General features: G+C 50.7%; 25 protein-coding genes and 1 pseudogene. 14 read left to right on the top strand and 12 right to left on the bottom strand.

All coding sequences use genetic code 11. From position 1 onward, the window contains the following. Positions 1–44: 44 nt before the first annotated feature. Positions 45–767: a bifunctional tRNA pseudouridine(32) synthase/23S rRNA pseudouridine(746) synthase RluA gene (gene rluA / locus BZJ21_RS04535; RefSeq protein ID WP_021023361.1), complete on the top strand. Its 723-nt coding sequence runs from the start codon at positions 45–47 to the stop codon at positions 765–767. Positions 768–836: 69 nt separating this feature from the next. Next, positions 837–1,817 carry a D-2-hydroxyacid dehydrogenase gene (locus BZJ21_RS04530; protein ID WP_077669223.1) on the top strand — a complete coding sequence of 327 codons (981 nt, stop codon included), beginning with the start codon at positions 837–839 and terminating at the stop codon, positions 1,815–1,817. Between the two features lie 33 nt (positions 1,818–1,850). Here BZJ21_RS04530 and djlA read toward each other — a convergent pair whose 3' ends face one another. Beyond that, on the bottom strand, positions 1,851–2,672 hold the full coding sequence (gene djlA, locus BZJ21_RS04525) for a co-chaperone DjlA (protein ID WP_077576480.1): 822 nt from the start codon (positions 2,670–2,672) through the stop codon (positions 1,851–1,853). Positions 2,673–2,826: 154 nt separating this feature from the next. Between djlA and lptD the strand changes: the two genes are divergently transcribed. From lptD to apaH, 6 genes are read left to right on the top strand one after another with little or no spacing between them, the layout of a single operon-like run. Next, a complete protein-coding gene (lptD, locus tag BZJ21_RS04520) occupies positions 2,827–5,151 on the top strand; it encodes an LPS assembly protein LptD (RefSeq protein WP_077669222.1) in 2,325 nt (774 codons plus the stop codon). Positions 5,152–5,204: 53 nt separating this feature from the next. Further along, positions 5,205–6,500: a peptidylprolyl isomerase SurA gene (gene surA / locus BZJ21_RS04515; protein ID WP_077669221.1), complete on the top strand. Its 1,296-nt coding sequence runs from the start codon at positions 5,205–5,207 to the stop codon at positions 6,498–6,500. Continuing rightward, the gene (gene pdxA / locus BZJ21_RS04510; protein ID WP_077669220.1) at positions 6,487–7,476 is read left to right on the top strand and encodes a 4-hydroxythreonine-4-phosphate dehydrogenase PdxA; all 990 of its coding nucleotides are present in this window, start codon (positions 6,487–6,489) and stop codon (positions 7,474–7,476) included. Before surA ends, pdxA begins: the two co-directional genes overlap by 14 nt. Next, positions 7,473–8,279 carry a 16S rRNA (adenine(1518)-N(6)/adenine(1519)-N(6))-dimethyltransferase RsmA gene (rsmA, locus tag BZJ21_RS04505; RefSeq protein ID WP_077669219.1) on the top strand — a complete coding sequence of 269 codons (807 nt, stop codon included), beginning with the start codon at positions 7,473–7,475 and terminating at the stop codon, positions 8,277–8,279. Before pdxA ends, rsmA begins: the two co-directional genes overlap by 4 nt. Positions 8,280–8,293: 14 nt before the next feature. After that, the gene (apaG, locus tag BZJ21_RS04500; RefSeq protein ID WP_021023353.1) at positions 8,294–8,677 is read left to right on the top strand and encodes a Co2+/Mg2+ efflux protein ApaG; all 384 of its coding nucleotides are present in this window, start codon (positions 8,294–8,296) and stop codon (positions 8,675–8,677) included. Positions 8,678–8,694: 17 nt separating this feature from the next. Beyond that, entirely contained in the window at positions 8,695–9,510 is an 816-nt protein-coding gene (apaH, locus tag BZJ21_RS04495) for a bis(5'-nucleosyl)-tetraphosphatase (symmetrical) ApaH (protein WP_077669218.1), read from the top strand. Positions 9,511–9,518: 8 nt separating this feature from the next. On the opposite strand, the gene folA is transcribed toward apaH, so the two are convergent. The 6 genes from folA to rplU all read right to left on the bottom strand — a co-directional run bounded on the left by folA (position 9,519) and on the right by rplU (position 13,375). Beyond that, positions 9,519–10,001, bottom strand: a complete 483-nt coding sequence (folA, locus tag BZJ21_RS04490) for a type 3 dihydrofolate reductase (RefSeq protein WP_077669217.1) — start codon at positions 9,999–10,001, stop codon at positions 9,519–9,521. Positions 10,002–10,019: 18 nt separating this feature from the next. Further along, positions 10,020–10,484: a threonine/serine exporter family protein gene (locus BZJ21_RS04485; RefSeq protein ID WP_077669216.1), complete on the bottom strand. Its 465-nt coding sequence runs from the start codon at positions 10,482–10,484 to the stop codon at positions 10,020–10,022. Beyond that, the gene (locus BZJ21_RS04480; protein ID WP_077576487.1) at positions 10,481–11,260 is read right to left on the bottom strand and encodes a threonine/serine exporter family protein; all 780 of its coding nucleotides are present in this window, start codon (positions 11,258–11,260) and stop codon (positions 10,481–10,483) included. The genes BZJ21_RS04485 and BZJ21_RS04480 overlap by 4 nt, the downstream gene beginning before the upstream one ends. A gap of 145 nt (positions 11,261–11,405) precedes the next feature. Continuing rightward, positions 11,406–12,569, bottom strand: coding sequence for an Obg family GTPase CgtA (gene cgtA, locus BZJ21_RS04475; RefSeq protein WP_077459967.1), 1,164 nt, complete (start codon positions 12,567–12,569; stop codon positions 11,406–11,408). Between the two features lie 218 nt (positions 12,570–12,787). Continuing rightward, positions 12,788–13,045, bottom strand: coding sequence for a 50S ribosomal protein L27 (gene rpmA / locus BZJ21_RS04470; RefSeq protein ID WP_025675203.1), 258 nt, complete (start codon positions 13,043–13,045; stop codon positions 12,788–12,790). Between the two features lie 18 nt (positions 13,046–13,063). Continuing rightward, positions 13,064–13,375, bottom strand: a complete 312-nt coding sequence (gene rplU, locus BZJ21_RS04465; RefSeq protein WP_021023346.1) for a 50S ribosomal protein L21 — start codon at positions 13,373–13,375, stop codon at positions 13,064–13,066. A 361-nt stretch (positions 13,376–13,736) separates the two neighbouring features. On the opposite strand from rplU, the gene ispB reads away from it, so the two are divergent. After that, on the top strand, positions 13,737–14,708 hold the full coding sequence (gene ispB / locus BZJ21_RS04460; RefSeq protein WP_021023345.1) for an octaprenyl diphosphate synthase: 972 nt from the start codon (positions 13,737–13,739) through the stop codon (positions 14,706–14,708). Positions 14,709–14,872: 164 nt separating this feature from the next. Here the strand turns inward: ispB and mdh are convergent, their stop codons facing one another. Then, positions 14,873–15,811, bottom strand: coding sequence for a malate dehydrogenase (gene mdh, locus BZJ21_RS04455; RefSeq protein WP_077669215.1), 939 nt, complete (start codon positions 15,809–15,811; stop codon positions 14,873–14,875). Positions 15,812–16,117: 306 nt separating this feature from the next. Between mdh and argR the strand changes: the two genes are divergently transcribed. From argR to BZJ21_RS04440, 3 genes are all read left to right on the top strand, one after another. Then, positions 16,118–16,588 carry a transcriptional regulator ArgR gene (gene argR / locus BZJ21_RS04450; RefSeq protein WP_021023343.1) on the top strand — a complete coding sequence of 157 codons (471 nt, stop codon included), beginning with the start codon at positions 16,118–16,120 and terminating at the stop codon, positions 16,586–16,588. 306 nt (positions 16,589–16,894) lie between these two features. Then, positions 16,895–19,465 carry a TRAP transporter permease gene (locus BZJ21_RS04445; protein ID WP_077669214.1) on the top strand — a complete coding sequence of 857 codons (2,571 nt, stop codon included), beginning with the start codon at positions 16,895–16,897 and terminating at the stop codon, positions 19,463–19,465. Between the two features lie 60 nt (positions 19,466–19,525). Beyond that, on the top strand, positions 19,526–19,957 hold the full coding sequence (locus tag BZJ21_RS04440) for a universal stress protein (RefSeq protein ID WP_021023341.1): 432 nt from the start codon (positions 19,526–19,528) through the stop codon (positions 19,955–19,957). 71 nt (positions 19,958–20,028) lie between these two features. On the opposite strand, the gene BZJ21_RS04435 is transcribed toward BZJ21_RS04440, so the two are convergent. Next, complete coding sequence (locus tag BZJ21_RS04435; RefSeq protein ID WP_077459972.1) at positions 20,029–20,658, bottom strand: flavin prenyltransferase UbiX; 630 nt, start codon at positions 20,656–20,658, stop codon at positions 20,029–20,031. After that, a complete protein-coding gene (gene mpl / locus BZJ21_RS04430; protein WP_077459973.1) occupies positions 20,648–22,021 on the bottom strand; it encodes a UDP-N-acetylmuramate:L-alanyl-gamma-D-glutamyl-meso-diaminopimelate ligase in 1,374 nt (457 codons plus the stop codon). Before mpl ends, BZJ21_RS04435 begins: the two co-directional genes overlap by 11 nt. Positions 22,022–22,280: 259 nt before the next feature. Here mpl and fbp point away from each other — a divergent pair, with 259 nt between their 5' ends. Both fbp and ppa read left to right on the top strand, forming a co-directional pair. After that, positions 22,281–23,303 carry a class 1 fructose-bisphosphatase gene (gene fbp / locus BZJ21_RS04425; protein WP_077459974.1) on the top strand — a complete coding sequence of 341 codons (1,023 nt, stop codon included), beginning with the start codon at positions 22,281–22,283 and terminating at the stop codon, positions 23,301–23,303. A 128-nt stretch (positions 23,304–23,431) separates the two neighbouring features. Then, positions 23,432–23,959: an inorganic diphosphatase gene (gene ppa, locus BZJ21_RS04420; RefSeq protein WP_025673942.1), complete on the top strand. Its 528-nt coding sequence runs from the start codon at positions 23,432–23,434 to the stop codon at positions 23,957–23,959. A 52-nt stretch (positions 23,960–24,011) separates the two neighbouring features. Here ppa and BZJ21_RS04415 read toward each other — a convergent pair whose 3' ends face one another. Both BZJ21_RS04415 and BZJ21_RS04410 read right to left on the bottom strand, forming a co-directional pair. Then, complete coding sequence (locus tag BZJ21_RS04415; protein WP_077669213.1) at positions 24,012–24,203, bottom strand: PAAR domain-containing protein; 192 nt, start codon at positions 24,201–24,203, stop codon at positions 24,012–24,014. 9 nt (positions 24,204–24,212) lie between these two features. After that, positions 24,213–24,621 (bottom strand): annotated as a pseudogene (locus BZJ21_RS04410) (glycosyl hydrolase family 26); the annotation flags it as partial.

The following is a 24,621-nucleotide window of genomic DNA, read 5'->3' as shown; positions in this document are numbered from 1 at the left end:
CACCCTTTGAACGAAGGCGGGGCCAACCGGCCCCGAACCCTTATATGGCAATCATTGAGTATCATCCTCCCACCACACCTTGGCTCGATATCTTGTATCAAGATGCCGATTTGGTGGTAATTAATAAACCCAGTGGATTATTGGCTAACCCTGGCCGTGATCCTGCGCATTACGACAGTGCGTGGTCACGGGTTAAAGCCGAATTCCCGGACGCAGAGCTGGTCCATCGTTTAGATATGTCGACCTCTGGCGTCATGGCGTTTGCCGCACACAAAGCTGCTGAGCGACACCTTAAAGCGCAATTTCGCGAGCGCGTGCCCACCAAGTTGTATTACGCCGAAGTGTGGGGGCACCCTATACACGACGAGGGAAATGTCGATCTGCCCTTGATTTGCGACTGGCCCAATCGCCCCAGACAGAAGGTCTGTTTTGAACACGGCAAGCCCTCGCAAACGCACTACCGCTGTTTGCATCAGCATGCACAGACAAGCTTAATGGCATTGTATCCTCTCACCGGCCGCTCTCATCAGCTCCGTGTGCATATGCAGGCCCTTGGGCATGGGATTGTCGGCGATGAGTTTTATGCGCTGCCAGAAGCTTTTGAGTATGCCTCTCGCCTTCATTTGCATGCCGCAGAATTAAGCATTTTGCATCCTGTCACTGAAACGCCGATGCACTTTCAAGCGCCCTGCGCATTTTATCCGCAGATGCCGGATAATCGACTAGCGAGTGAGTATCAGCTTGCGCCTGCTAACCTCACAGGCTGACCATTAAGGTTTGCAGAAAAACTACTAATCTCACATTCTAGGGCCATGCATTGAGACACGGAGATCAACATGGCTCATCACACCCCCATCAAGGTGGTTTTTCTCGATAGAGACACCATTCCTGCTCACATTACGCTGCCAACGCTTCATCACCCCCATCATTGGCAATCCTACCCTGCCACCGCTCCCGGTGACGTGATCGATCGCCTGCAACATGCCGATGTGGCAATCACCAATAAAGTCGTGATCAATGAAGCAATACTGACTGCACTTCCCAAGCTAAAACTGATCGCGGTCGCGGCAACCGGGGTCAACAATGTCGATTTAGCGGCTTGTCAGGCACACGGCGTACAAGTCTGCAACGTACAAGGGTATGCCACCCAATCCGTGCCCGAGCATGTCATGGCTCTGATTTACGCCTTGAAACGTCAGCTGATGGGTTATCATGCCGATGTGCGTCAAGGTGAATGGCAAAAACGGGGCCAGTTTTGCTTTTTTACTCACCCGATAGGCAGTGTCGCTGGCAGTACCTTGGGGATTATTGGCAAAGGCGCACTAGGAGAAGCGGTCGGGCAATTGGCCCAGGCCGTTGGCATGAAAGTCATGTTTGCCGAGCATCAAGGGGCGAGCCATTGCCGGCCAGGCTACCAGCCCTTTGAACAGGTGATTCAACAGGCTGATGTGCTGTCGCTGCATTGCCCTTTAACCGACAAAACCCGACATCTGATTAGTCAAGATGTGTTGGCCAAAATGCCACAGCATGCCATTTTGATTAATACTGGCCGCGGCGATCTCGTGGATGAACAGGCCCTGTTATACGCGTTAAAACGCGACCAAATTGGTGGTGCTGGCTTGGATGTACTCAGTCAAGAGCCCGCCCCCGACGCACATCCGTTAGTTGCAGCATCATTACCCAACCTTATTGTCACCCCGCATATTGCTTGGGGCGCTGACGAAGCCGTTCACACTCTGGCACAACAGCTGATCGCCAATATTGATGGGTTCTTTCGTGGTGCACCACAACACACCCTGATTGATGCGCTTGATTGATGATCGCGACGATTAATCAACCTAACGAGCCCGCTATATATCGCGGGCTTTTTTCACTACGTCGTACGCTTTTTGGATTTCTTGCGCTTTTTCTTTCGCCATCTCCATCATTTCTGGCGGTAAACCTTTCGCCATCAATTTATCGGGGTGATGCTCATTCATCAGTTTCCGATACGCTTTTTTCACCTCCTGAGAGGAAGCAGAAGCGTCAACACCTAATACATCATAGGCATCGTCGATTTCATTCTGCTGCGGCGGCGCACCGGGGCCATCGGATTGATGCTGCCAGCCGCCTTGATAGCCTTGACTAAAGCGAAACGCAGCTTCTTGCATTCGCAGGCGCTGTTCCAGTTGCTGTGGCGAAAAGCCCAACTTTTCGGCAATTACATACAAAAGTTCACGCTCTTTAGGATGGATCTCACCATCAGCAAACGCAGCTTGTATCTGCATTTCCAAAAAGACACGCGATAAATCACGTTGCCCCTGGCTTAAGGCACGAATACTGTTGAGGGTTTCATCCAGCGGAAAGTCACTGTCTTTTCCCTCGCGAAACGCCTGCTGGGCCAGTTGCCTAGCTTCACCTTGCAACTGCATGCGATCCATCAATAAGCTGGCGAGCTGAATTTCTTGTTGCGTCACCTGCCCTTTAGCTTTCGCCATATGTCCCATCACGGCAAAGGTGCCATGGAAAAAAACACGTTGTGCTTGTGGCCCTTGGCCACCCAAACCGCCGAAACGCGCGCGCTGTTTCGCTTTATCAAACTGATGACCTAAGAAAAGGCCAAGAAGAAAACCGATTGGGCCTCCCAACAATGTGCCGAGAATTGCCCCAATTACCTTGCCATTTAGTCGCATGCCATGGTCTCATTGCTAGTTTCACACCCTGCACATTTAAAGGTGATGCCGGGCGCAAATTGATTTATGATAATCGCATTTTGCAGCCAAAGCATACTGATGCGTTGCCTTCGTGTACACCACGCAATCAGATAAAACAGGAATGTCTTCTTCAATGTCACCGACTGCACGTAGCTTTTTAGCCACCATGATCAGCTTGGCGCTCTACGGCCCAGCCCTTGTGTTTGCCAACACAGACCCAGCGACTCAGCCTTGCTCTGACAAGGAGGCCCAGTGCGTTCCGGCCAGCGAGCAGACACAGGATGTGAATAACGCCCCCATTCGTGTGGTCGCAGATCGTGCTGAGGCGCAGACCAACGACAAAGCCATCTATAGTGGCAATGTCGAAGTTACGCAAGGCCACCGAAAGATGACGGCCGATACCGCAACCTTACGCGATCCAGAGCGGATCGTTACGGCACAAGGAGATGTGGTATTCAATGATGGCCAGATGATGGTGACATCAGATTATCTACAAGCCAACCTCGAAAGCGAAGACACCACGCTGAATAACGCCCAGTATAAGATGCTATGTACCCCAGGACGGGGCGAGGCGAAACGGGTGTTTAAAAACGGCACCACCTTCTACGAGCTTGAGGATGGCACCTATACCACGTGTCCAGATGAAGATAAAAGCTGGCGGTTTTCTGCCTCAAAAATTGAGAAAGAAGACAGCAGCTTATTTGCTGATCTTTATCACCCTAGATTTGAGGTAATGGACGTCCCGATCTTTTATCTGCCTTATTTGCGTGTACCGGTAGAAGAAGGTCGGCTGACAGGCTTTTTATATCCGTCGCTTACTTGGAGTGATCGTGATGGCATCGAGATGGAAACGCCGTTTTATTGGAATATCCATCCGCAACTGGATGCCACACTCACGCCCAAATATATGTCTGAGCGAGGCGTTCAATTAAAGACCAACATTCGCTACCTTACACCAATAGGAAGCGGGTCGCTTTACTCTGAATACCTGCCTGACGATCAACTCAACCCCGAGCTCGATTCACGTTGGGGGTTCAACTGGCAACATAGCGGTGTACAAGGTCACTGGCGCTACGAAGCAGATTACAGCAAAGTCAGTGATATCGCTTACTTTCAGAGCCTGGACTCTAATGTGGGCAAACGAGAAGACAACACGCTACTCCAAACGGGCGAGATCAGTTATCGCGGTTTAGATTGGAACAGTACAGTTCGTGTTCGCGACTTCCAAGCGCTAACAGAAGGCACCCGTGTCTATCGCTTGATGCCACAAGTGGATCTTAACTACTACGCGCCACAAGTCACGGATTGGCTCGATATTAGTGTGCCTGCGCAATTTAGTGTATTTGCTAACGATGATCCCAAAAAACCCGAAGCCACCCGGACACATTTAGCCCCGACCCTAACGCTGCCATATACCCGCCCTTGGTTTAATGCCACGGCGGAAGCCAGCATGCTGTATACGCACTATGATCAGCGCTTTGATAGCGCCATCCGGGATGCAGAATCTAATGCGGAGCTGAGTCATTCAGTCGAGCGAAAAGTCCCCACTCTGCGCCTGCACTCTGGCGTTGTCCTAGAGCGTAACTTCTGGGCCATGGGCGGTCATTTCAGCCAAACTATCGAGCCGCAAGTCCAGTATTTGTATATTAAAGATGTGGATCAAGACGGTATCTATAACCCGGTCAACTTTAGTGGCGGCGGTTATGATACCGCACGCTTGCAAACCGACTACTACGGCCTATTTCGCGGTAATCAATTCAGTAGCATTGATTACATTAATCCGGCAAACCAACTCACCTACGGCGCGACGACCCGCTTTTACGATGGCGGATATAAAGAGCGTCTGAATTTGTCCTTTGGGCAAATTTACTACTTTGACCAACCGTCTAACCAAGATGCAGAAACCTTTGATTATTCGTCTTGGGCGTTAGAAGGGGAAGCCAACATTGATGACAACTTGTTTGTCCGCGCATCGATGCAATATGACAGCAACTTACGCGAAATGCAGTTTGGTAACGCGATTGCTGAATATCGCCGCGGCCAGTTTTATGCACAAACCAGTTATCGCTACGTCGCACAGGAATATATTGTCTCGACGCTGCCAAACCAAGACATCAGCCGGCTCACCGATGATGGCCTCTCACAAGCTGGCGTCGTCACTGGGTTTCCTCTCGGCGGCGGGCTAAGTTTTACAGGTCAATACTGGCGCGACCTGACCCAAGATGTCATGTTGGAAAACCAAGTTAGCCTCACCTATCGCTCAGACTGTTGGGTCGTCGGGTTAAGTTACAACGAGTACTTAATGTCGCGCGCTGATATTAACGCCGATCCGGTTTACGACAACAATGTTACCTTGTCATTCAGCTTACTCGGATTGGGAGCTGACAGTGGCTTTAACTTTAACACTGACTCAGGCAACGCTCTGGGTTATCGTGATCCCTTTGCATTAAAGAACTAACACGCCTTATTGTGGTCTGGACTGTTGAACCTATGAAAAAAAGTGGACAAAGCATGAACAAATGGAGTCACGCCCTCATCACTGGCGTTTTAGTGTTGCTGACCCCCTTAACCCAAGCAGCACCTCAAGAGCTAGATCGCGTCATCGCCGTTGTGAATGATGGTGTGGTGCTGAACAGTGAAATGACGGCCATGCGCCAAACGGTCACCCGTAATGCGGCCAACGGAGATCGTGAATTACCGCCTCAAGACGTTCTTGAAGAGCAGATGCGCGAGCGACTCATTGTTGAAGAACTACAGCTACAGGAAGCAAAGCGGCTAGGCATCCAAATTGACGACAGCCAGTTACAACAAGCGATCAAAAATATTGCTAAAGAGCAATCGGTCAGTGTGAATGCTCTGCGCGACAAAATGGCAGAGCAAGGGATCGCATGGGATCAATATCGCGAGCAAGTTCGCCGAGAGCTCACGATTTCAGAAGCGCGCAATGCACAGGTACGCCGCCGTATTAGCATTTTGCCGCAAGAAGTTGAGACATTAGCCAGTCAGTTTAACGAACAGCAGATGCAAAAAGTGCGTTATAAGCTCTCTCACATCCAACTCAAATTGGATGATGATGCGGACAAAGCTGAACGTGACGCGGTGAAAAAGCAAGCGTATCGCTTAGTCGATACATTACGTCATGGCGGCAACGTGGCGGAGCTGGCGATGGAATATTCTAAGGGACCCAAAGCACTTGATGGCGGTGACTGGGGCTGGTTGCGCCTAGAAGAAATGCCAACGATTTTCGCCGACCAAATTACCAACCAAGGAAAAGACGCTATTATCGGGCCATTTCGCAGTGGTGTGGGTTTTCATATTTTGAAAATCGATGATGTGCAAGGTTTGGAAACGGTCGCCGTTACCGAAGTTAAAGCCCGCCATATTTTGATCAAACCCTCGATCGTACTCAGTGATAAAGGAGCGAAAAAAGAGCTCAATCAGCTGATTGCACAAATCGAGCGTGGCGAACAAACCTTTGCCGACCTCGCCAAACAATATAGTGATGACCCGGGCTCTGCCGTTAACGGGGGGGACTTAGGCTGGTCAACCACAGAAGCTTATGTGCCCGCGTTTAAAGCCAAAGTCGATAGTTTGCCAAAAGGTCAAATTAGTGAGCCTTTTAAGACAGTGCATGGCTGGCATGTGGTTGAAGTGACCGATCGTCGCGATGTCGATAAAACCGATGCGGCGGTTAAAAACCGTGCTTACCGTATGCTGTTTAACCGCAAATTTAATGAAGAAGCGCAAGCCTGGCTGCAAGAGCTGCGCGCGGGTGCCTATGTTGAGGTGATCAATGATGACAGCTGAGCGTATCGCAATCACCCCTGGCGAGCCGGCGGGCATTGGTCCGGATTTGGTCTTAGCAATGGCCCTGCTCTCTTGGCCACATCAGCTGGTAGCTATCGCCAATAAACAGATGCTGGCAGCGCGAGCTAAGGCGCTCAATCTCGCCGTGAGTTTGCGGGACTATGACCCATCAGCACGGCCTCGCCCTCATCAAGCAGGGGAGCTGGTCGTTGCAGATATCCCGATGGGCGCAGATGTTGTGCCAGGCGAGTTAGATGAGGCCAATGGTCGCTATGTGCTCGACACGCTGACTCGTGCGGCAGAAGGCAATATGACCGGCGAATTTGCAGCGGTTGTCACCGGGCCTGTCCATAAAGGGATCATTAATCGCGCCGGCGTTTCCTTCAGCGGTCATACTGAGTTTTTTGCCCAACACGCCAACGTCAACCAAGTGGTGATGATGCTGGCCACCGAAGGCTTACGTGTCGCGCTGGTGACGACGCACATCCCACTCGCCTATGTGGCTAAAGCCATTACCCGTGAGCGCTTGCATGACGTCATTGCGATTTTGCATCAAGACTTACAACAAAAATTCGCCATTAAGCAACCGCGCATTTATATCTGCGGTCTCAATCCGCACGCGGGAGAGGACGGCTGCTTGGGTCGAGAAGAAATCGACATCATTGAGCCGGCGCTTGATGAGTTGCGCCAACAAGGTATGGATATTATTGGCCCACTGCCCGCCGACACCCTTTTTCAGGATAAATATTTGCAAGACGCCGACGCTGTCTTAGCGATGTATCACGACCAGGGCTTACCTGTGTTAAAATTCAAAGGATTTGGACGCTCGGTGAATATCACCTTGGGCCTCCCATTTGTTAGAACATCAGTAGATCATGGTACCGCATTGGATTTAGCGGGTACCGGTACGGCGGATACAGGAAGCCTGCGGACGGCCATCTCCCACGCCATTGAATTAGTAGATAGCAAAGCATGAGCGATAAAGTCCATCAAGGCCACCGTGCCAGAAAACGTTTCGGACAAAACTTCCTAAACGACCCGTATGTCATCGACGGTATTGTTGCGGCAATCAATCCTTTATCCGGTGAAAACCTGGTAGAGATTGGCCCGGGTTTAGGCGCATTGACCGAACCGGTGACCGAACAAGTCGATCACCTCAACGTGGTCGAACTCGACCGCGATCTTGCCGCGCGCCTGCGAAGCCATCCATTTATGGGACCAAAGCTGACGGTTCATGAAGCCGATGCCATGGCGTTTGATTTCGCTGAGCTGGCAAACCAGGGGCCTCTGCGCATTTTCGGTAACTTACCGTACAATGTCTCCACCCCATTGATGTTTCATCTCTTTTCCTTTGCTGACCACGTACAGGATATGCATTTCATGCTACAAAAAGAGGTGGTAAAACGTTTGGCCGCAGGCCCAGGCACTAAAGCCTATGGCCGCCTCACGGTCATGGCACAATACTACTGTAAAGTGGTGCCCGTGCTGGAAGTGCCACCAAGCGCCTTTAAGCCAGCGCCCAAGGTTGATTCTGCGGTCGTTCGCCTCGTCCCACATAAAACCTTACCGCATCCAGTCACTAATTTGTCGTGGTTGGAACGTGTTTGTCGTGAAGGCTTTAATCAACGCCGTAAAACTATCCGGAACGGTTTCAAATCGCTGGTCGATGTTGACACCTTAACCGAGCTCGGAATCGATCCCAGTTTACGTCCAGAGAACATGACACTGGCGCAATTCTCTAGCCTCGCAAATTGGTTAGATGCCAATCACTCATCATAAACAGGAGTCTTGACTTGCAAGCCACTGAACCCGCGCAATTCGAGGTCCACGTCGCCACTCAATACGTGGAAGACCAATCGGAACCAGACCATGAACGCTTTGTCTTTTCCTACACGGTCACGATTAAAAATGTAGGAGACGCCCCCGCACAGTTGATGCGAAGAAAGTGGCTGATCACTGACGCTAATGGCAAGGAGTTGGAAATCGAAGGTGAGGGTGTTGTCGGCGAGCAACCTAAGATTGCCGCAGGCGAAAAATATACCTATACCAGTGGTACCATCATTGAAACGCCTGTTGGGGTGATGCAAGGGTTTTATACCATGCAAGATCAAGATGCGCAGTCTTTTAAGGTCAATATTGCACCTTTCCGTCTCGCGCTCCCCAACATTCTTCACTAACTCCTCCAAGGAGGCATATGGCTACCTATCTTGTCGGGGACATCCACGGCTGCGATAAAGCGCTACATGCTTTATTGGCTGAAGCTGACTTTTCGCCGGCCCGAGATACGCTTTACTCGGTCGGCGATCTCGTCGCACGCGGTCCCGATTCCCTCGCAGTTTTACGGTATTTTTATCAGCTTGGTGAATCCGCAAAGTTGGTATTGGGCAATCATGATCTCCATTTGCTGGCGGTCGCCAATGGGATTAAACCCGTCAAAGCAAAAGATAAAACGCAACCTATCTTTGATGCACCAGACGCAGACAGACTATTAAACTGGCAGGCTCAACAGCCGCTAATACGCGATGTACCCGCACCAGACGGCGGGTTTCTGCTGACCCATGCCGGGATCAGTCCGCAGTGGGATAAATCGACTGCCGTCGCCTGCGCCCGTGAGGTGGAAACGATTCTGCGGAGTGAAGACCAAGTTTGGTTATTGGAGAATATGTACCATGACAGCCCTGATCAATGGGATGCTACGCTGACCGGGATAGCACGTTATCGCTATATTATTAATAGCTTCACGCGGATGCGTTTTTGTTCCCCTGACGGGCGTTTGGATATGCAGTGCAAACTCCCCCCAGATCAAGCCTTAGGCAGTGGCTTAGTACCATGGTTCGAGGTACCTAATCGCCAACGGCTTGAGCAAGCCGTAGTCTTTGGTCACTGGGCGGCATTGAATGGCACTATTCAGCCCAAACTTTATGGGCTAGATACCGGCTGTGTCTGGGGAGGAAAGTTGACACTCCTGCGTTGGGAAGACAAAGCCTGCTTTACCGTTCTCGCCGAATAGACAAAAGGTTAAGCGCGGTCCCAAACCGTAAAGGTAAGAGGGTGCGCATTTTTCTCATCCACGGGATGCGTGCCGACCTCGATTTTTGACCATCCGGTTCCCCATTCTGGAAAACGGGTATCACCGTCAACGTCTAAATCGATAAAGGTGAGATACAAACGATCAGCCTGAGGTAAAAACGCCTGATAAATAGTACCGCCGCCAATCACCATCACTTCTTCATAGCCAGCCACCACTTCAAGCGCTTGCTCGGGAGAGCGCACCACAGTCACGCCCTCGGGCGCAAAGTCCGCATCACCACTGACCACCACATTGATACGCTTAGGCAGCGGGCGTCCAATCGACTCAAAGGTTTTACGTCCCATCACCACAGGGTGGCCCAGTGTTGTACGCTTAAACCACGCTAAATCAGCGGGCAAGTGCCAAGGCATTTGATTGTCTTTTCCGATCACGCGGTCGTTTGCCATTGCGGCCACTAAACTAATTCGCATTGCGCTCGCCTTCCTCGATTAGATCACTGGTCGGCGACGATAAAACAATAGCCCAGGCATCGCAAGACCAATTGCCAACGCGGAGAGAATAAAGCCAGCGCTGAGTAAGTTTTCAATCAAACTGACCCATAGCGCCGGGCTGTAACCTTGGTTATTAATCGTCACTAGCGCGATCATGGCCTTAAACGCGTACACCCCTGGAATCATGGGAATAATTGCAGCGACGGTAAAAACCTTCGGGTGAGCCAGGAAGCGCTGAGACCAATACACGCCCAGAAAACCAATCGTGGTCGCACCGGCCAGTGTCGCCCACTCAATCGCCACTCCCGACTCCATCAGAACAAAGCGTAAACCATGCCCAACCGCACCGCCATAAGCACAATACTTAAGCGCTTTCACCGGAACATTAAAGACTAACGCAAACCCCACGGCAGGGATCATCGCAAAGAACATATCTTGCAATAACGCCACGAGTAAGATCATAACCAGCCCCATGCATCTACCAAGTTCATCGCCCCCACAATACCCATTGCCGTGGCAAGGGTCAGTAATGACGCCATGGTCCAACGTGCGATCCCCATATCCACAAATCCTTTCATCATATCCGAGACGGCATTAATAAAGGGATACCCAGGGACCAGCATCAAGACAGATGATGCCATGATCAAAAAAGGCTCATTGCCCCATCCCATGATGGTTCCCGTGCTGGATAGGAGAGTGGTCACCATAGCGGTCACTGCAAAGGTCAAAAAAGGGTTAAAGTGACGGTGGGCGATAAGTTGCCGAACCCGCATGCCGGTGGCAGAGGCGACAAAGGTCAGCGCAAACACCACGGCATCGCCGCCAGCTAACCGGCTAAAGGCGGCACATGACAAGCCTATCATCCCAACAACGAGCCAAGGAGGGTAACGGAATGGTTTGATACGGCTTAAGCGTTTACGTACCGCTAACGCGTCGAGAAAGCCCTTCTCTGCTAAGATCACGGTCCGCTGTATATCTGTTACAACTTTCATGTTAATACCACGATCTGGGCTACGTCTTGCCGTGGTAATACAATGACCATGACTCAAGGTGGTCACCACCAACGAGCTGGCGGATAACGACAGCTCAACACTGTCTAACCCTAACGCACGACCGAGCCGGATACTTACATCACTGACAAGTTTGCTCTCCGCACCATGCTGTAATAGCCGTTGCCCAACTTCAATCACTAAACGTGATATCGCGCGTTGCTCTGGCTCAGTAAGTCGTTTTGTCACCCAAAATCCCTCTTCTCTCTCTGCGACGCCTTCAGTATTGGCGATTGGCTCATGCCAGTCTTTGATGCAAATAAAAGTCTCTTCAATTGTTCGCTAAATCACGGACAAAAAAAAGCCGCTGCAATCGGCAGCGGCGTGAGTCTGATTATGGCTTGTAGATGATCTCGACGTCGTAGTCGTCTTCGTTCCAATCATCCCAGTCATCATCATTATCGTCATCTTGCTTGAGCTGTTGTTCGTGATGATCATCCCATTTAAAGGCGACGGTTTCATCTTCAGGCTCAACCTCTGGCTTCGGCGCAGGCAGTGCCTCAATCGACGCCATCAGATCATAAATAAGCGGTTGCACATTCGCTTTATTGATCGCCGAAATCGCATAATGCTTATCGTCCCAAGCGAGCGCATCAAGCACACGCTCAATCTGAGCTTGGGCCTCGTCTTCCGGCATCAGATCGACTTTATTGAACACCAACCAACGCGGTTTATCGGCAAGTTTCTCACTGTATTGGTTTAGCTCATCAATAATGGTAAACGCATTATCAACCGGATCGGTACCATCAACGGGTAGCAAATCAATCATGTGTAACAACACACGACAGCGCTCAAGGTGTTTTAAGAAGCGAATCCCTAGCCCTGCGCCGTCTGCCGCGCCTTCAATCAAGCCGGGAATATCAGCCACGACAAAGCTTTTGTCTGCGGCGACACGAACCACCCCAAGGCTTGGCACCAAGGTGGTAAATGGGTAGTCAGCCACTTTCGGTTTGGCAGCCGATACCGCACGAATAAAGGTCGATTTACCCGCATTCGGCAAGCCAAGCATACCAACATCGGCAAGCAGTAATAGCTCCAAACGCAGTGCACGTACTTCACCTTTCGTGCCCATGGTTTTTTGTCGAGGTGCACGATTGACCGAGGACTTAAAGCGTGTATTTCCGAGGCCATGGAAGCCCCCTTTCGCCACCATAACCTGCATACCATGCTCGGTAAGGTCTGCGATCACTTCGCCCGTGTCTTCATCGATTGCGCGCGTCCCCACCGGCACGTTCAAGACGCGATCCTCACCGCGTTTCCCGGTGCAGTTGCCGCCTCGACCATTCTCACCACGTGCCGCGGCATGAAAACGTTCAAATTGATAGTCAATCAGGGTATTCAGGTTTTCGTCGGCAAGCAGGTAAACGTCACCACCATCACCGCCGTCGCCGCCATCAGGGCCCCCTTTAGGCACATACTTTTCACGCCGGAAGCTGACGGTACCATTGCCCCCGTCACCGGCATCGACGCGAATAATCGCTTCATCTACAAACTTCATGCTAACTTCTCCGCACCAGTTATGAATGCCTATGGCGTCTCACAACCAGCCTTATCCCAGATTAGTGAATGGTGATCATATCGATCTTAGGATCATTTTTCAGCGTTGGCCGATTATCTGCGTACCGTGATGAGGCGGTGGCTTGATCGGTGATCCCCAGACACAATAAAAAGCCCCGCCATAAGGCAGGGCTTCAAAAATTCGCGTTGCGTTGAAGCTTATTCAGCTTCGATAGTAACGAATTTACGGTTATGACGACCTTTGGTCTCGAACTTCACTTTGCCGTCTGACAGAGCGAATAGAGTGTGGTCTTTACCGCAACCTACGTTGCTACCTGCGTGGAACTTAGTGCCACGTTGACGCACGATGATGTTACCTGCTAGTACAGACTCACCACCGAAGCGCTTAACACCTAGGCGTTTACTTTCTGAATCGCGGCCGTTTTTAGTGGAACCGCCAGCTTTTTTGTGTGCCATCTCTTCTCTCTCCTACTCTTAAGCGCTGATGCCAGTGATTTTGACTTCAGTGAACCACTGACGGTGGCCCATGTGCTTGCGAGAATGTTTACGACGACGGAACTTAACGATATTCACTTTATCGCCGCGACCGTGAGTAACAACTTCTGCTGTTACGGTTGCACCGCTAACAAAAGGCGCGCCAACTTTAACGTCTTCGCCGTTTGCCACTAGCAATACTTTGTCAAGTTCTACACTTGCGCCAGTTTCAACGTCTAGCTTTTCCAAGCGAATAGTCTGGCCTTCGCTTACTCGGTGTTGCTTACCACCACTTTGGAAAACTGCGTACATGTTTTACTCCGCATTTCCGCACGGCCTGCTGCATTTATGAACAACAAGGGGTGCGCATATAATTCATCAATAGGGCGCGAATTCTACGGTAGAAATTAATTAGAGGCAAGAGGGTAACGCAAGAAAATTGGTGAAAAGCTGCTCAGCATTCATTCCCACACATTTTACCGGTGTGATCGCTATCTCGTCACACGTTATCTGGTGTACCATGTTCGTCTTAATACCCGCTCTAGTGCCGATACTGACGAAAGATCCATCACCGTCTGTACGTATTAGCGATCGTGACTCACACCTTACATGGGGTAAGTTGTGTATCGTTAGCTCGGCAGGCAAGTAACTAGGACAACGCCCGGATATATACATGGATTTCAAATCAATCCAAGCCTTGATCAGTGATGACATGGCGCAGGTCGACCAAAAAATACTCGCTCAGCTCAATTCTGATGTCGCGCTGATTAATCAGCTTGGTTTTTACATCGTTAACAGCGGTGGCAAGCGTTTACGTCCCATGTTGGCCATTTTGGCCGCGCGTGCATTGGGTTACCAAGGTGATAAACACACCACTGCAGCCGCTTTCATTGAGTTTATCCACACTGCCACTTTGCTTCACGATGATGTGGTCGATGAATCCGACTTACGCCGTGGTAATGCCACCGCCAATGCTTTATTTGGCAATGCGGCAAGCGTCTTGGTGGGGGATTATATTTATACGCGTTCATTTCAGATGATGACCAGCTTACGCTCACTGAGAATTCTTGATTTGATGAGTGAAGCGACCAATGTTATTGCCGAAGGTGAGGTGTTGCAGTTAATGAACTGTAACGATCCCGACACCAGTGAAAGCAGTTACATGCAGGTGATCTATTCAAAAACAGCGCGTTTGTTTGAATCTGCGACACAGATAGGGGCGATTCTCAACCAAGCGGATACTGATACGGAAAAAGCCCTGCAAGATTATGGCCGTTACCTGGGGACTGCGTTCCAGCTCATTGATGATGTCATTGACTACACCAGTAAAGATGATGAGATGGGCAAGCAAACCGGTGATGATCTGGCTGAGGGCAAACCGACGCTGCCTTTGCTTCATGCAATGCAGCACGGCAGTGACGCTGAATCGGCGATGATTCGCGACGCGATCGAAAAAGGGAACGGACGCGACAAACTCGACGCTATTTTAGCGTGTATGGACGCCTGTGGCTCGCTCGCTTATACCCGTGAACGCGCAGAGCAAGAAGCAGAAAAAGCGGTCCGTGCCCTCGATAGCCTTTCTGATTCGCCCTACAAACAAGCCTTAGTCGCGCTCGCCAAGTTGGCCGTTGATCGCAATACTTAGTCAACGTAGGACTTAGTCAACGTAGAACTTAGTCAGCACAGAACTTAGGCAACGCAGAGCTTAGTCAGCGCAGACTTCACCGCAGTGATGCCTCGCTATCACGCTTGTGCCTACATGTAAAAAGCGGCGCCCTAATTGGACGCCGCTTTTTTCGTTCTTGCCGTTTATTTTGCGGCGAACTCTTCACCCATTTGGATATCGTTATGCAGGGTGTCTAACATCTTGTCCATCGCTTGCTGTTCAAAGGCGCTCAGCTCACCGATGTCTAAGATTGCCTCGACACCATTTTTACCTAAATGTACAGGCTGCGCGAAAAAGCGTGCGTGTTCACCGCGGGCTTCAACGTACGCACATTCAACCACATTAGCTTCACCTTGCAACGCTCGCACTAAAGACAGGCCAAAACGGCATGCCGCCTGTCCCATGGATAGGGTTGCTGAGCCTCCCCCTGCTTTCGCTTCAACCACTTCCGTCCCTGCGTTTTGAATACGTGGCGTCAGTGACTCCACTTCTTCTTGACTGAAGGTAACGCCTTTAACTTGCGATAATAGAGGCAAGATCGTCACACCTGAGTGGCCACCGATCACGGGAATGGAGACGTCACGAGGATCCATTCCTTTAAGCTCGCCGATGAAAGCTTCAGAACGAATCACATCCAGCGTCGTCACACCAAACAGTTTGTTTTTGTCATAGACGCCTTTCGCTTTTAAGACATCCGCAGCAATCGCTACCGTGGTATTGACTGGATTAGTAATAATACCAACACAGGCTTTTGGACACACATCGGCGATTTTTTCCGCCAATGACTTAACAATACCTGCATTGACATTGAACAAGTCAGAGCGATCCATGCCCGGCTTACGTGCTACCCCTGCAGAGATCAGCACAACATCGGCCCCTTCTAGCGCCGGGGTTGGATCTTCACCGCTAAACCCTTTAATGCTCACGGGGGTCGGAATATGGCTCAAATCGACGGCCACACCGGGCGTCACCGGTGCGATATCATATAACGCCAAGTCGGAACCGGCTGGCAGGTTATTTTTAAGTAGTAGGGCTAAGGCTTGACCAATGCCTCCCGCAGCGCCAATCACAGCAACTTTCATGTCGTTCTCCTTTCGATATTTCTTATTGTCCGGATCCGGTCCGGCTTCTGTTCGGGCACAAATCGCCCATCAATGGTGCGAACTGTTGCTTCATCATATGCCCGGGTATACCCCCACTCAAGCTTCGGGCGGTGATGATCAGCCTAAGCTCTCATTTTTTCGCTCACCCTCGAAACCGGTGTGCGTTCAAGGCTTAGCCGAGACGTAACAACAGTGATATTGTCGCCATTTTAGGCGCGCAATGATTGCTCCTGATTGCATGTATATGCAAAATAGCTACTCGTTTGTCATTACGAGTCTGCCGTCATGCGTAACTCAGAAAAACAAGACCAATTAGTTCGAGCGTTTAAAGCGATCCTCAAAGAAGAAAAATTCAGTTCTCAAGGCGAAATAGTCGAAGCCCTACGTGCTCAAAGATTTGAGGGCATCAATCAATCGAAAGTCTCGCGCATGTTGACCAAATTCGGCGCTGTACGTACCCGTAACGCCAAAATGGAGATGGTCTATTGCTTGCCGATTGAGCTCGGTGTTCCGACCACTGGCAGCGCGTTGCGAGAGCTGGTGATGGAAATCGACTACAACGAGGCCGTGGTCGTGATTCATACCGGTCCAGGTGCCGCCCAATTAATTGCGCGTCTACTCGACTCACTCGGTAAGGCCGAAGGCATTTTAGGCGCTGTCGCCGGGGACGATACGATCTTTATCACCCCCACCCGAGGTACCAGCACAGAAGCGCTATTTGAAGCGATTTGTGACTTGTTCGAATACCATTATTGATTTTTTTATCAGGCAGCGTGACACCGCTGCCTGTCTGCCTTGTCTCATATTTGAAGCGCCCTCCCTGAGACAAAAGCGATAACATCTTTTTAATTTTTCTATATCGCTCTGTTACTATCTGTTTTCAGTACTATCTGTTTTTAGCTGCTAACACACTGTCCACGCTTTCGTTGAGGGTCAATGAAAACGCGGGGAGCAGTGAGCTGCAGACTGGCCAATCACCACACCAGTGAAATAGGCCAAGTAGGCTTTTCTCGGGACACTGCCGCCGCATCAGCGGTGCATATGATAATAAGGACAAACTGCATGACGAAGACACATCAACCGTCTCCTGATGTGCAAGACATGGTGGCGCAAGCAGATACGGGTGCGCGCTCACCACATGGACTATCAGGACGTATTCTTTGGCTGGTACCACTTATCTGGTCCCTTTTTCAGCTTTGGTATGCGTCGCCACTTCCCTTTGCGCTCGATTTTGGCGTCCTCAATAATACACAAGCACGCTCACTCCACTTAGCGTTCGCGATGTTTTTGGCCTTCACTGCCTACCCCGCACGTAAAACATCGCCTCGCGACCGTGTACCTTTTCTAGATTGGATTTTTGCCCTTATCGGCAGCCTAGCCGCCGGGTATTTATTCTTATTTTACAATCAACTGGCCGATCGTGCCGGTGCCTATACTGCCTTCGATATTAGTGTTGCCGCGATCGGCATGGTATTGATGCTCGAGGCAACACGACGCGCTTTAGGGCCACCATTAATGGTGGTAGCCGCCGTTTTCTTGCTTTACACCTTTGCTGGCCCCCACATGCCCGATGTCATTGCCCACAAAGGCGCCAGCCTTAATAAGGCGATGTCGCATCTGTGGCTAACCACTGAAGGGGTGTTCGGGGTCGCATTGGGCGTCTCTACCTCATTCGTTTTCCTGTTTGTACTCTTTGGTGCCTTACTCGATCGCGCGGGCGCTGGGGGCTATTTCATCAAAGTGGCGTTCTCTTTACTGGGCCACATGCGCGGCGGTCCCGCGAAAGCCGCAGTGGTCGCCTCGGGCCTGTCCGGGTTAGTCTCAGGCTCCTCGATTGCTAACGTGGTGACCACCGGCACCTTTACCATTCCACTGATGAAGCGGGTTGGTTTCCCAAGCCACAAAGCGGGGGCAGTAGAAGTGGCCGCGTCCACCAACGGTCAGCTCACACCGCCGATAATGGGGGCCGCCGCCTTCTTGATGGTGGAGTACGTAGGGATTTCTTATGTCGAAGTGATCAAAGCTGCCCTGCTCCCGGCGTTGATTTCCTACATTGCGCTGATTTACATCGTTCATTTGGAAGCTTGTAAAGCGGGTATGGAAGGCTTGCCGCGCCGCCACTCTAGTACGGTATTGCAAAAGCTCTTTTCCTTTATGACGGTATTTGTTGGGCTATTAGTGCTCAGCGCAGCAGTCTATTACGGCATTGGCTGGACCAAGGACGTATTTGGTGTCATGGCCACCGTGGTGATCGGCATACTGACCCTAATTGCGTATGTTCTTCTGGTGCGCTATTCCGCCCGCTACAAGTCTGAAGCCGCCGAAGATCCAGCGGCCACGGATTTATCAGAGGTGCCAGAGCCAGGCCCTACCGTTCGCTCCGGGTTGTATTACTTGCTGCCAATTGGCGTGCTGGTTTGGTGTTTGACCGTCGAGCGTTTTTCACCCGGCCTATCGGCGTTCTGGGCGACTATTTTTATGATTTTTATCATAGTGACCCAGCGTCCACTGATCGCCTACTTTAATCAACGCACCAACTTCAAAGAAGAAATTCGAGAAGGGGGCGTTGATCTGCTCGAAGCCTTTGTCACTGGCGCGCGCAACATGATTGGCATCGGTGTCGCCACGGCGGCTGCCGGGATCGTTGTCGGCACCGTGACTCTAACCGGCATTGGTTTGGTCATGACTGATTTTGTCGAGCTAATTTCTGGCGGTAATATCTTCTTGATGTTGCTATTTACGGCAGTGATCAGCTTACTGTTAGGCATGGGGCTACCGACCACGGCAAACTATATTGTGGTTTCTACACTGATGGCCCCTGTCATTGTGACCTTGGGGGCACAACAAGGGCTGATTATTCCGCTTATTGCCGTGCACCTTTTTGTGTTCTACTTCGGTATTCTCGCCGATGACACGCCACCGGTCGGTCTCGCCGCTTTCGCGGCCGCGGCCATTGCTAAATCGGATCCGATTCGTACCGGTGTACAAGGCTTTACCTACGATATTCGTACCGCCATTTTACCTTTCATGTTTATCTTCAACACTCAGTTGTTGTTGCTCGACCTCGACGGTCCTTTCCACCTGATATTGACCATTATTTCCGCGACCATTGCGATGCTGGCTTTCTCTGCCGCAACCCAAGGGTGGTGGATGACCAAAAATAAATGGTGGGAAACCGTGTTGCTGCTGCTTATCACCTTCTCTCTATTTCGACCTGGTTTTTGGTGGGATGAAGTCTATCCACCCACCACCAGCTATCCAGGAACAGAAATTATGCGCGTAGCCGAGCAACTGCCTGACGGAAAACCGCTGCAACTGGTTGTGGAAGGGGAAGACTTCTTTGGCGATCAGATTTCCAAACATGTGGTTTTATCGGTAGATAATCGCCTCGAAAGCGGCGATGCACGGGTACGTGATACCGGTTTGATACTGCGCGAAGAGGATGACTCATTACTGGTTGATAGGGTTCAATTTGGAAGCGATGCCGATAAGGCGGGGATCGACTTTGATTGGCAAATTAAAACCGTCACGGTGGATAACATCCGTCCGTGGAAAGAATGGGTTTTTGTGCCGACACTATTACTCTTGGCATTGCTGGGCTGGAATCAACGCCGTCGCATCCGCCAAGCCTAATGACAGGGGGCACGTGCGCGGCGCGTGCCCTTTTCTTTTTTGATAGCAAAGGATATCGCTATGTATAAACACATTCTGGTTCCGGTCGATTTAAATGATGAGAGCTTCGCGGATAAAGCGGTCGATCACGCTGCATGGCTGGCCAGTCAATCCGGCGCTAAGCTCCACCTTCTGACAGTCCTGCCGGGGATTCATAATTCCATGGTCGCCTCTTACTTCCCTGAAGAAGCTGCCAATAAAATGAAACGCGATATGAAGCGAAATCTGCAAGGATTTGCGGATAAATATGTTCCGAAAAACGTGGCCTGCCAGGTGTCTGTTGAAGAAGGCAAGCCTTACAAAGGGATTATCAAAACCGCCGAGCGCTTAGGGTGCGACTTGATCGTCATGCCAAGTCATAAGCGTTCTCGCGTCAACAAGATGATGTTAGGATCGGTGGCCGCGAAAGTGCTTGAAGGCGCCACCATGCATGTGATGGTACTCAAACCTTAGCCGATATCTGGCTTCTCGTTTAGGGCCACCCTCGTAAAGTGAAGGTTCAGGCCTTGCCTGAACCTGATTGATTATGCTTTATCGCGAGGGCGTTGATCATACCCCCAGCGCGGCACCAAGGTTTGCGCCGCCCCTAAGTGGTCGAGAATGCGCGCCACCATAAAATCGACCAAGTCGTCAATAGACTGGGGTTGGTGATAAAAACCCGGCGCAGCAGGCATAATGGTGACGCCCATCTGCGATAGCTTGTGCATGTTTTCTAAATGCAGCGTTGAAAACGGCGTCTCGCGAACGACCAGTAACAATTGCCCCCGTTCTTTGAGCACCACATCCGCCGCCCGTTCAATCAAGTTATCGGATAGACCATGGGCAATCGAAGACAAGGATCCGGCCGAGCAGGGACAAACAACCATTTTCTTCGGCGCTGCCGAGCCCGAGGCGACCGGCGAAAACCAATCTTCTTTACCGCAAACGATCAGTTTATTGCTATCACATTGCAGATGTTCGGCTAATATTTTCTGTGCCGCTTGCGGGCCTGACGGGAGTTTCAACCCGTGTTCGGTCGCCAGCACCACGCGAGCGGCCGAGGATATCAGTAAAAAGACCTGATAATCTTGCGCAAGCAGGCACTCCAGTAACCGTAGGCCGTATGGCGCGCCTGACGCTCCTGTCCATGCCAGCGTGATACGCTTATCCGTCATGCTTTTCTCCTTTGTGACTCAACGCACTGAGCAACTTATCGTGAATACCACCAAAACCCCCATTACTCATGATCAACACGGTATCGCCCGGCAAGGCTTGCTCACTCAACGCGACAACCAGTGTGCCTATATCAGTGTGAATTTGCGTAGGTTGAGCACAACGATCCGCCACCGCATCGAGCGACCAATCGAGCCCTTGAGGCTGATATAAAAACACACTGTCCGCACTCGCCAACGACGCGGCTAGCGTGTCTTTATGGACCCCTTGTTTCATGGTGTTCGAGCGCGGTTCTAATACGGCGAGAATACGCCCTGCGCCGACCTTGGCTCGCAAGCCCTCCAAGGTCAGTCGAATAGCGGTCGGATGATGGGCAAAATCGTCATATACCGTGACGCCAGCCCGCTCGCCACGCCACTCAAGCCGACGCTTAGTATTGATAAATCTCTCGAGCGATTGACAAGCCAGACCCGGGGTCACTCCCACATGACGCGCCGCTGATAACGCCATCAAGGCATTACGCACGTTATGATCACCGACCAAATCCCAGTTAACCGATCCCACGAGATCACCGGCAAAGTACACATCAAATTGGCTGCCAGCTGCGTCTTTTTTCACGCTTTGCCACTGGCCATCAGGCCCCGCATACACACACTCACTCCAACACCCCATTGCGAGTGTTTCAGCTACGTTGGGATCATCGGACGGCGCAATAATCTGGCCAATCCCAGGTACGGTGCGTATCACATGATGGAATTGCTTTTGAATAGCGGCTAGATCATCAAAAATATCGGCATGATCGAACTCAAGGTTGTTAATAACCAAGGTTTTCGGTTGGTAGTGAATAAACTTGGAGCGCTTATCAAAAAATGCACTGTCGTATTCATCGGCCTCGACCACAAAAAACGGGCTATCCCCCAAACGGGCTGACGCATTAAAATTGCTGGCCACGCCACCGATTAAAAATCCAGGCTGATAACCACAGTCTTCTAAAATCCACGCTAGCATGCTGGCGGTGGTGGTTTTTCCGTGTGTCCCTGAAACCGCTAACACCCAGCAGTCTTGGAGTAAAAAATCATGCAGCCATTGCGGACCAGACGTGTAAGGCAAACCTTGATTGAGTACGGCTTCAACACAGGGATTCCCGCGGCTCATGGCATTACCAATCACCACTAAATCCGGCTTAGGTGTAAGCTGCGCAGGATCATAGCCTTCAATGATAGCAACCCCTTGGGATTCGAGTAAGGTACTCATTGGGGGATAAACCTGGCTATCTGAGCCTGTCACTTTGTGCCCCAATTGTTTTGCCAGCATGGCGGCTCCACCCATAAAGGTGCCGCAAATGCCTAAAATATGAATATGCATGGCCTTCACTGTATTGTTGGTTACCCAGCCGTTGGACGCGGGCCATTATTATGCCTTGGATTAACGCTTGGGTCTTATCGCTTGCGCGCATATGACATGGTTTTTTATGTCGCGATCACACTTCCCTGGCCTCATCCATTTCTTCAGTACGATTAAAAAGTCACGAGCGCTAGAATGACAACGATTTCAAGAGGCAGACCACTGCCCACTTAAATGCCATTGAATTAGAAAGACAGTTCATCATCACTAAGGATTGAGAATGCCCGACATTAAGACCCTCGGCGAATATATTGTTGAGAAGCAACACGCGTTCCCGCATGCCAGCGGCGACTTATCTTCTTTGCTTGCCTCGATTCGTCTCGCCGCCAAAATTGTCAACCGTGAGATCAACAAAGCGGGCTTGGTCGACATCGCCGGCGCTATCGGCACAGAAAACGCACAAGGTGAAGAACAACAAAAGCTCGACGTTTACGCCAACGAAAAGTTTAAAGCTGCGATGGAGGCTCGCGACCACGTTTGCGGTGTCGCGAGTGAGGAAGAAGATGAAGCGGTCATCTTCAACAAGCAACTGAATCGTAATGCTAAATATGTGGTATTGATTGACCCGCTTGATGGCTCATCAAACATTGATGTCAATGTCTCCGTCGGCACCATTTTCTCCATTTATCACCGTGTTTCACCGGTCGGCACCCCCCCTACCGAAGACGACTTCCTGCAACCGGGTCATCGCCAAGTGGCTGCCGGCTATATCATTTACGGCTCATCCACCATGTTGGTTTACACCACAGGTGATGGTGTGCATGGTTTTACCTATGATCCATCGCTGGGTCTGTTTTGCCTCTCTCACGAGAATATGACCGTTCCTAAAGAGGGAACGATTTACTCAATTAACGAAGGCAACTACATCAAGTTCCCGCAGGGCGTCAAAAAATACATCAAATACTGTCAAGAAAACGTCCCTGACGAGAAACGGCCGTATACGTCACGCTACATTGGCTCTTTGGTGGCCGATTTTCACCGTAATCTGCTAAAAGGTGGCATTTACTTGTACCCGAGTACCCTAGCTTATCCAAATGGTAAATTGCGGTTGCTGTATGAGTGCAACCCCATGGCGTTTATTATCGAACAGGCCGGCGGTAAAGCCACGGATGGGATGCAGCGGGTGATGGACATTGAACCCAAAGAACTTCATCAGCGCGTTCCCTTCTTCGTTGGCTCTAGTAATATGGTGGATAAAGTCGGCGAATACCTGGAAACCTATCCTGATCATGAAGACAATTAACGCGTATTAGCAAAAAGAATGCCGCGCTTTTTTATGATGACGAGGCGACCTGGTAGGTCGCCTCTGTTATTTTCACGCTTGGCGGTTATAATTGGCACACACTGTTTGATTTAACAAAAGGACAATCCATGAGCCTGAACCAGGTCCCTGCGGGCAAAGAGCTGCCTGAAGATATTTATGTGGTGATTGAGATCCCAGCGAATGCTGATCCAATCAAGTACGAAGTGGACAAAGATAGCGGTGCGGTATTCGTCGATCGCTTTATGTCTACCCCAATGTTTTACCCATGTAACTATGGTTATGTAAACCATACCTTGTCACTTGACGGTGACCCGGTAGACGTACTGGTTCCAACCCCATTCCCTCTCGTACCCGGTTCAGTAATCCGCTGCCGTCCAGTGGGTGTGCTAAAAATGACCGACGAGTCTGGTGAAGATGCCAAAGTTGTCGCAGTGCCTCATAGCAAGCTGACCAAAGAGTACGATCACGTGAAAGACGTGAACGATCTGCCTGAGCTACTCAAAGCACAAATCACGCATTTCTTCGAGCGTTACAAAGAGCTTGAAGCCGGCAAGTGGGTCAAAGTCGATGGCTGGGCCGATGCACAAGCTGCAAAAGACGAAATCCTGTCTTCTTTTGAGCGCGCAAAACAGTAAGTGAATATCTCTTTGTCATTAGTAATTGAGTATGATGATATTAAAGAGCGTGTTAGCGGCTAAAGCCGTACCGAAGGGTGGTATTCCACCCTTCACTTCCCCCCCTAATATGAATAGATACTCGCCCCACTCTTGCCGCCGGCTTGCCATTAATCATCACCCCAGCGCTAGCGCTGGTCACTGCGGTGGGCGGAAAGCACCCATGTCCGCCGGCGGTATCGCCTAATCGTGCTGCCCCTGGCATAGCGCCTCCTTAACGTGCAATGACCATACGTCCATCGATGATGGTGAATAGCGGCTTATATGTATAGCGAAAATTCTTCTCAGTAGAAGAAATTCTGAGAGGTGATTCACCTATTTCATCCTCGAGCTTGATCAAACGTCCATCCATGTAGCTTTTCACCGTATATTCATGCCACTCACGCCTTGGTTTCACATGAGCATCATCAGCACGCCCAAAGTCACCAGGTATATCCATCACATCAAAAAACTCCTCCGGCTCAGTCATATAGGCTTCCGCTTTAGCCTGCTCACGCCCCGCTAATGACCAGGCCATTTTTAAGCCTTCAAAATCCCGCTTTTTGAGCAAGGTGATAAGGTTACTGTAAGCGCGATACAGCATTTTCATGTGCTTGGGGTTATTTTCATCGAACGGGGTCGCA

Source organism: Salinivibrio costicola subsp. alcaliphilus, from assembly GCF_001996185.1.
GTDB classification, from domain to species: Bacteria; Pseudomonadota; Gammaproteobacteria; order Enterobacterales; family Vibrionaceae; genus Salinivibrio; species Salinivibrio costicola.
This window is presented reverse-complemented; position numbering and strand designations above follow the sequence as displayed.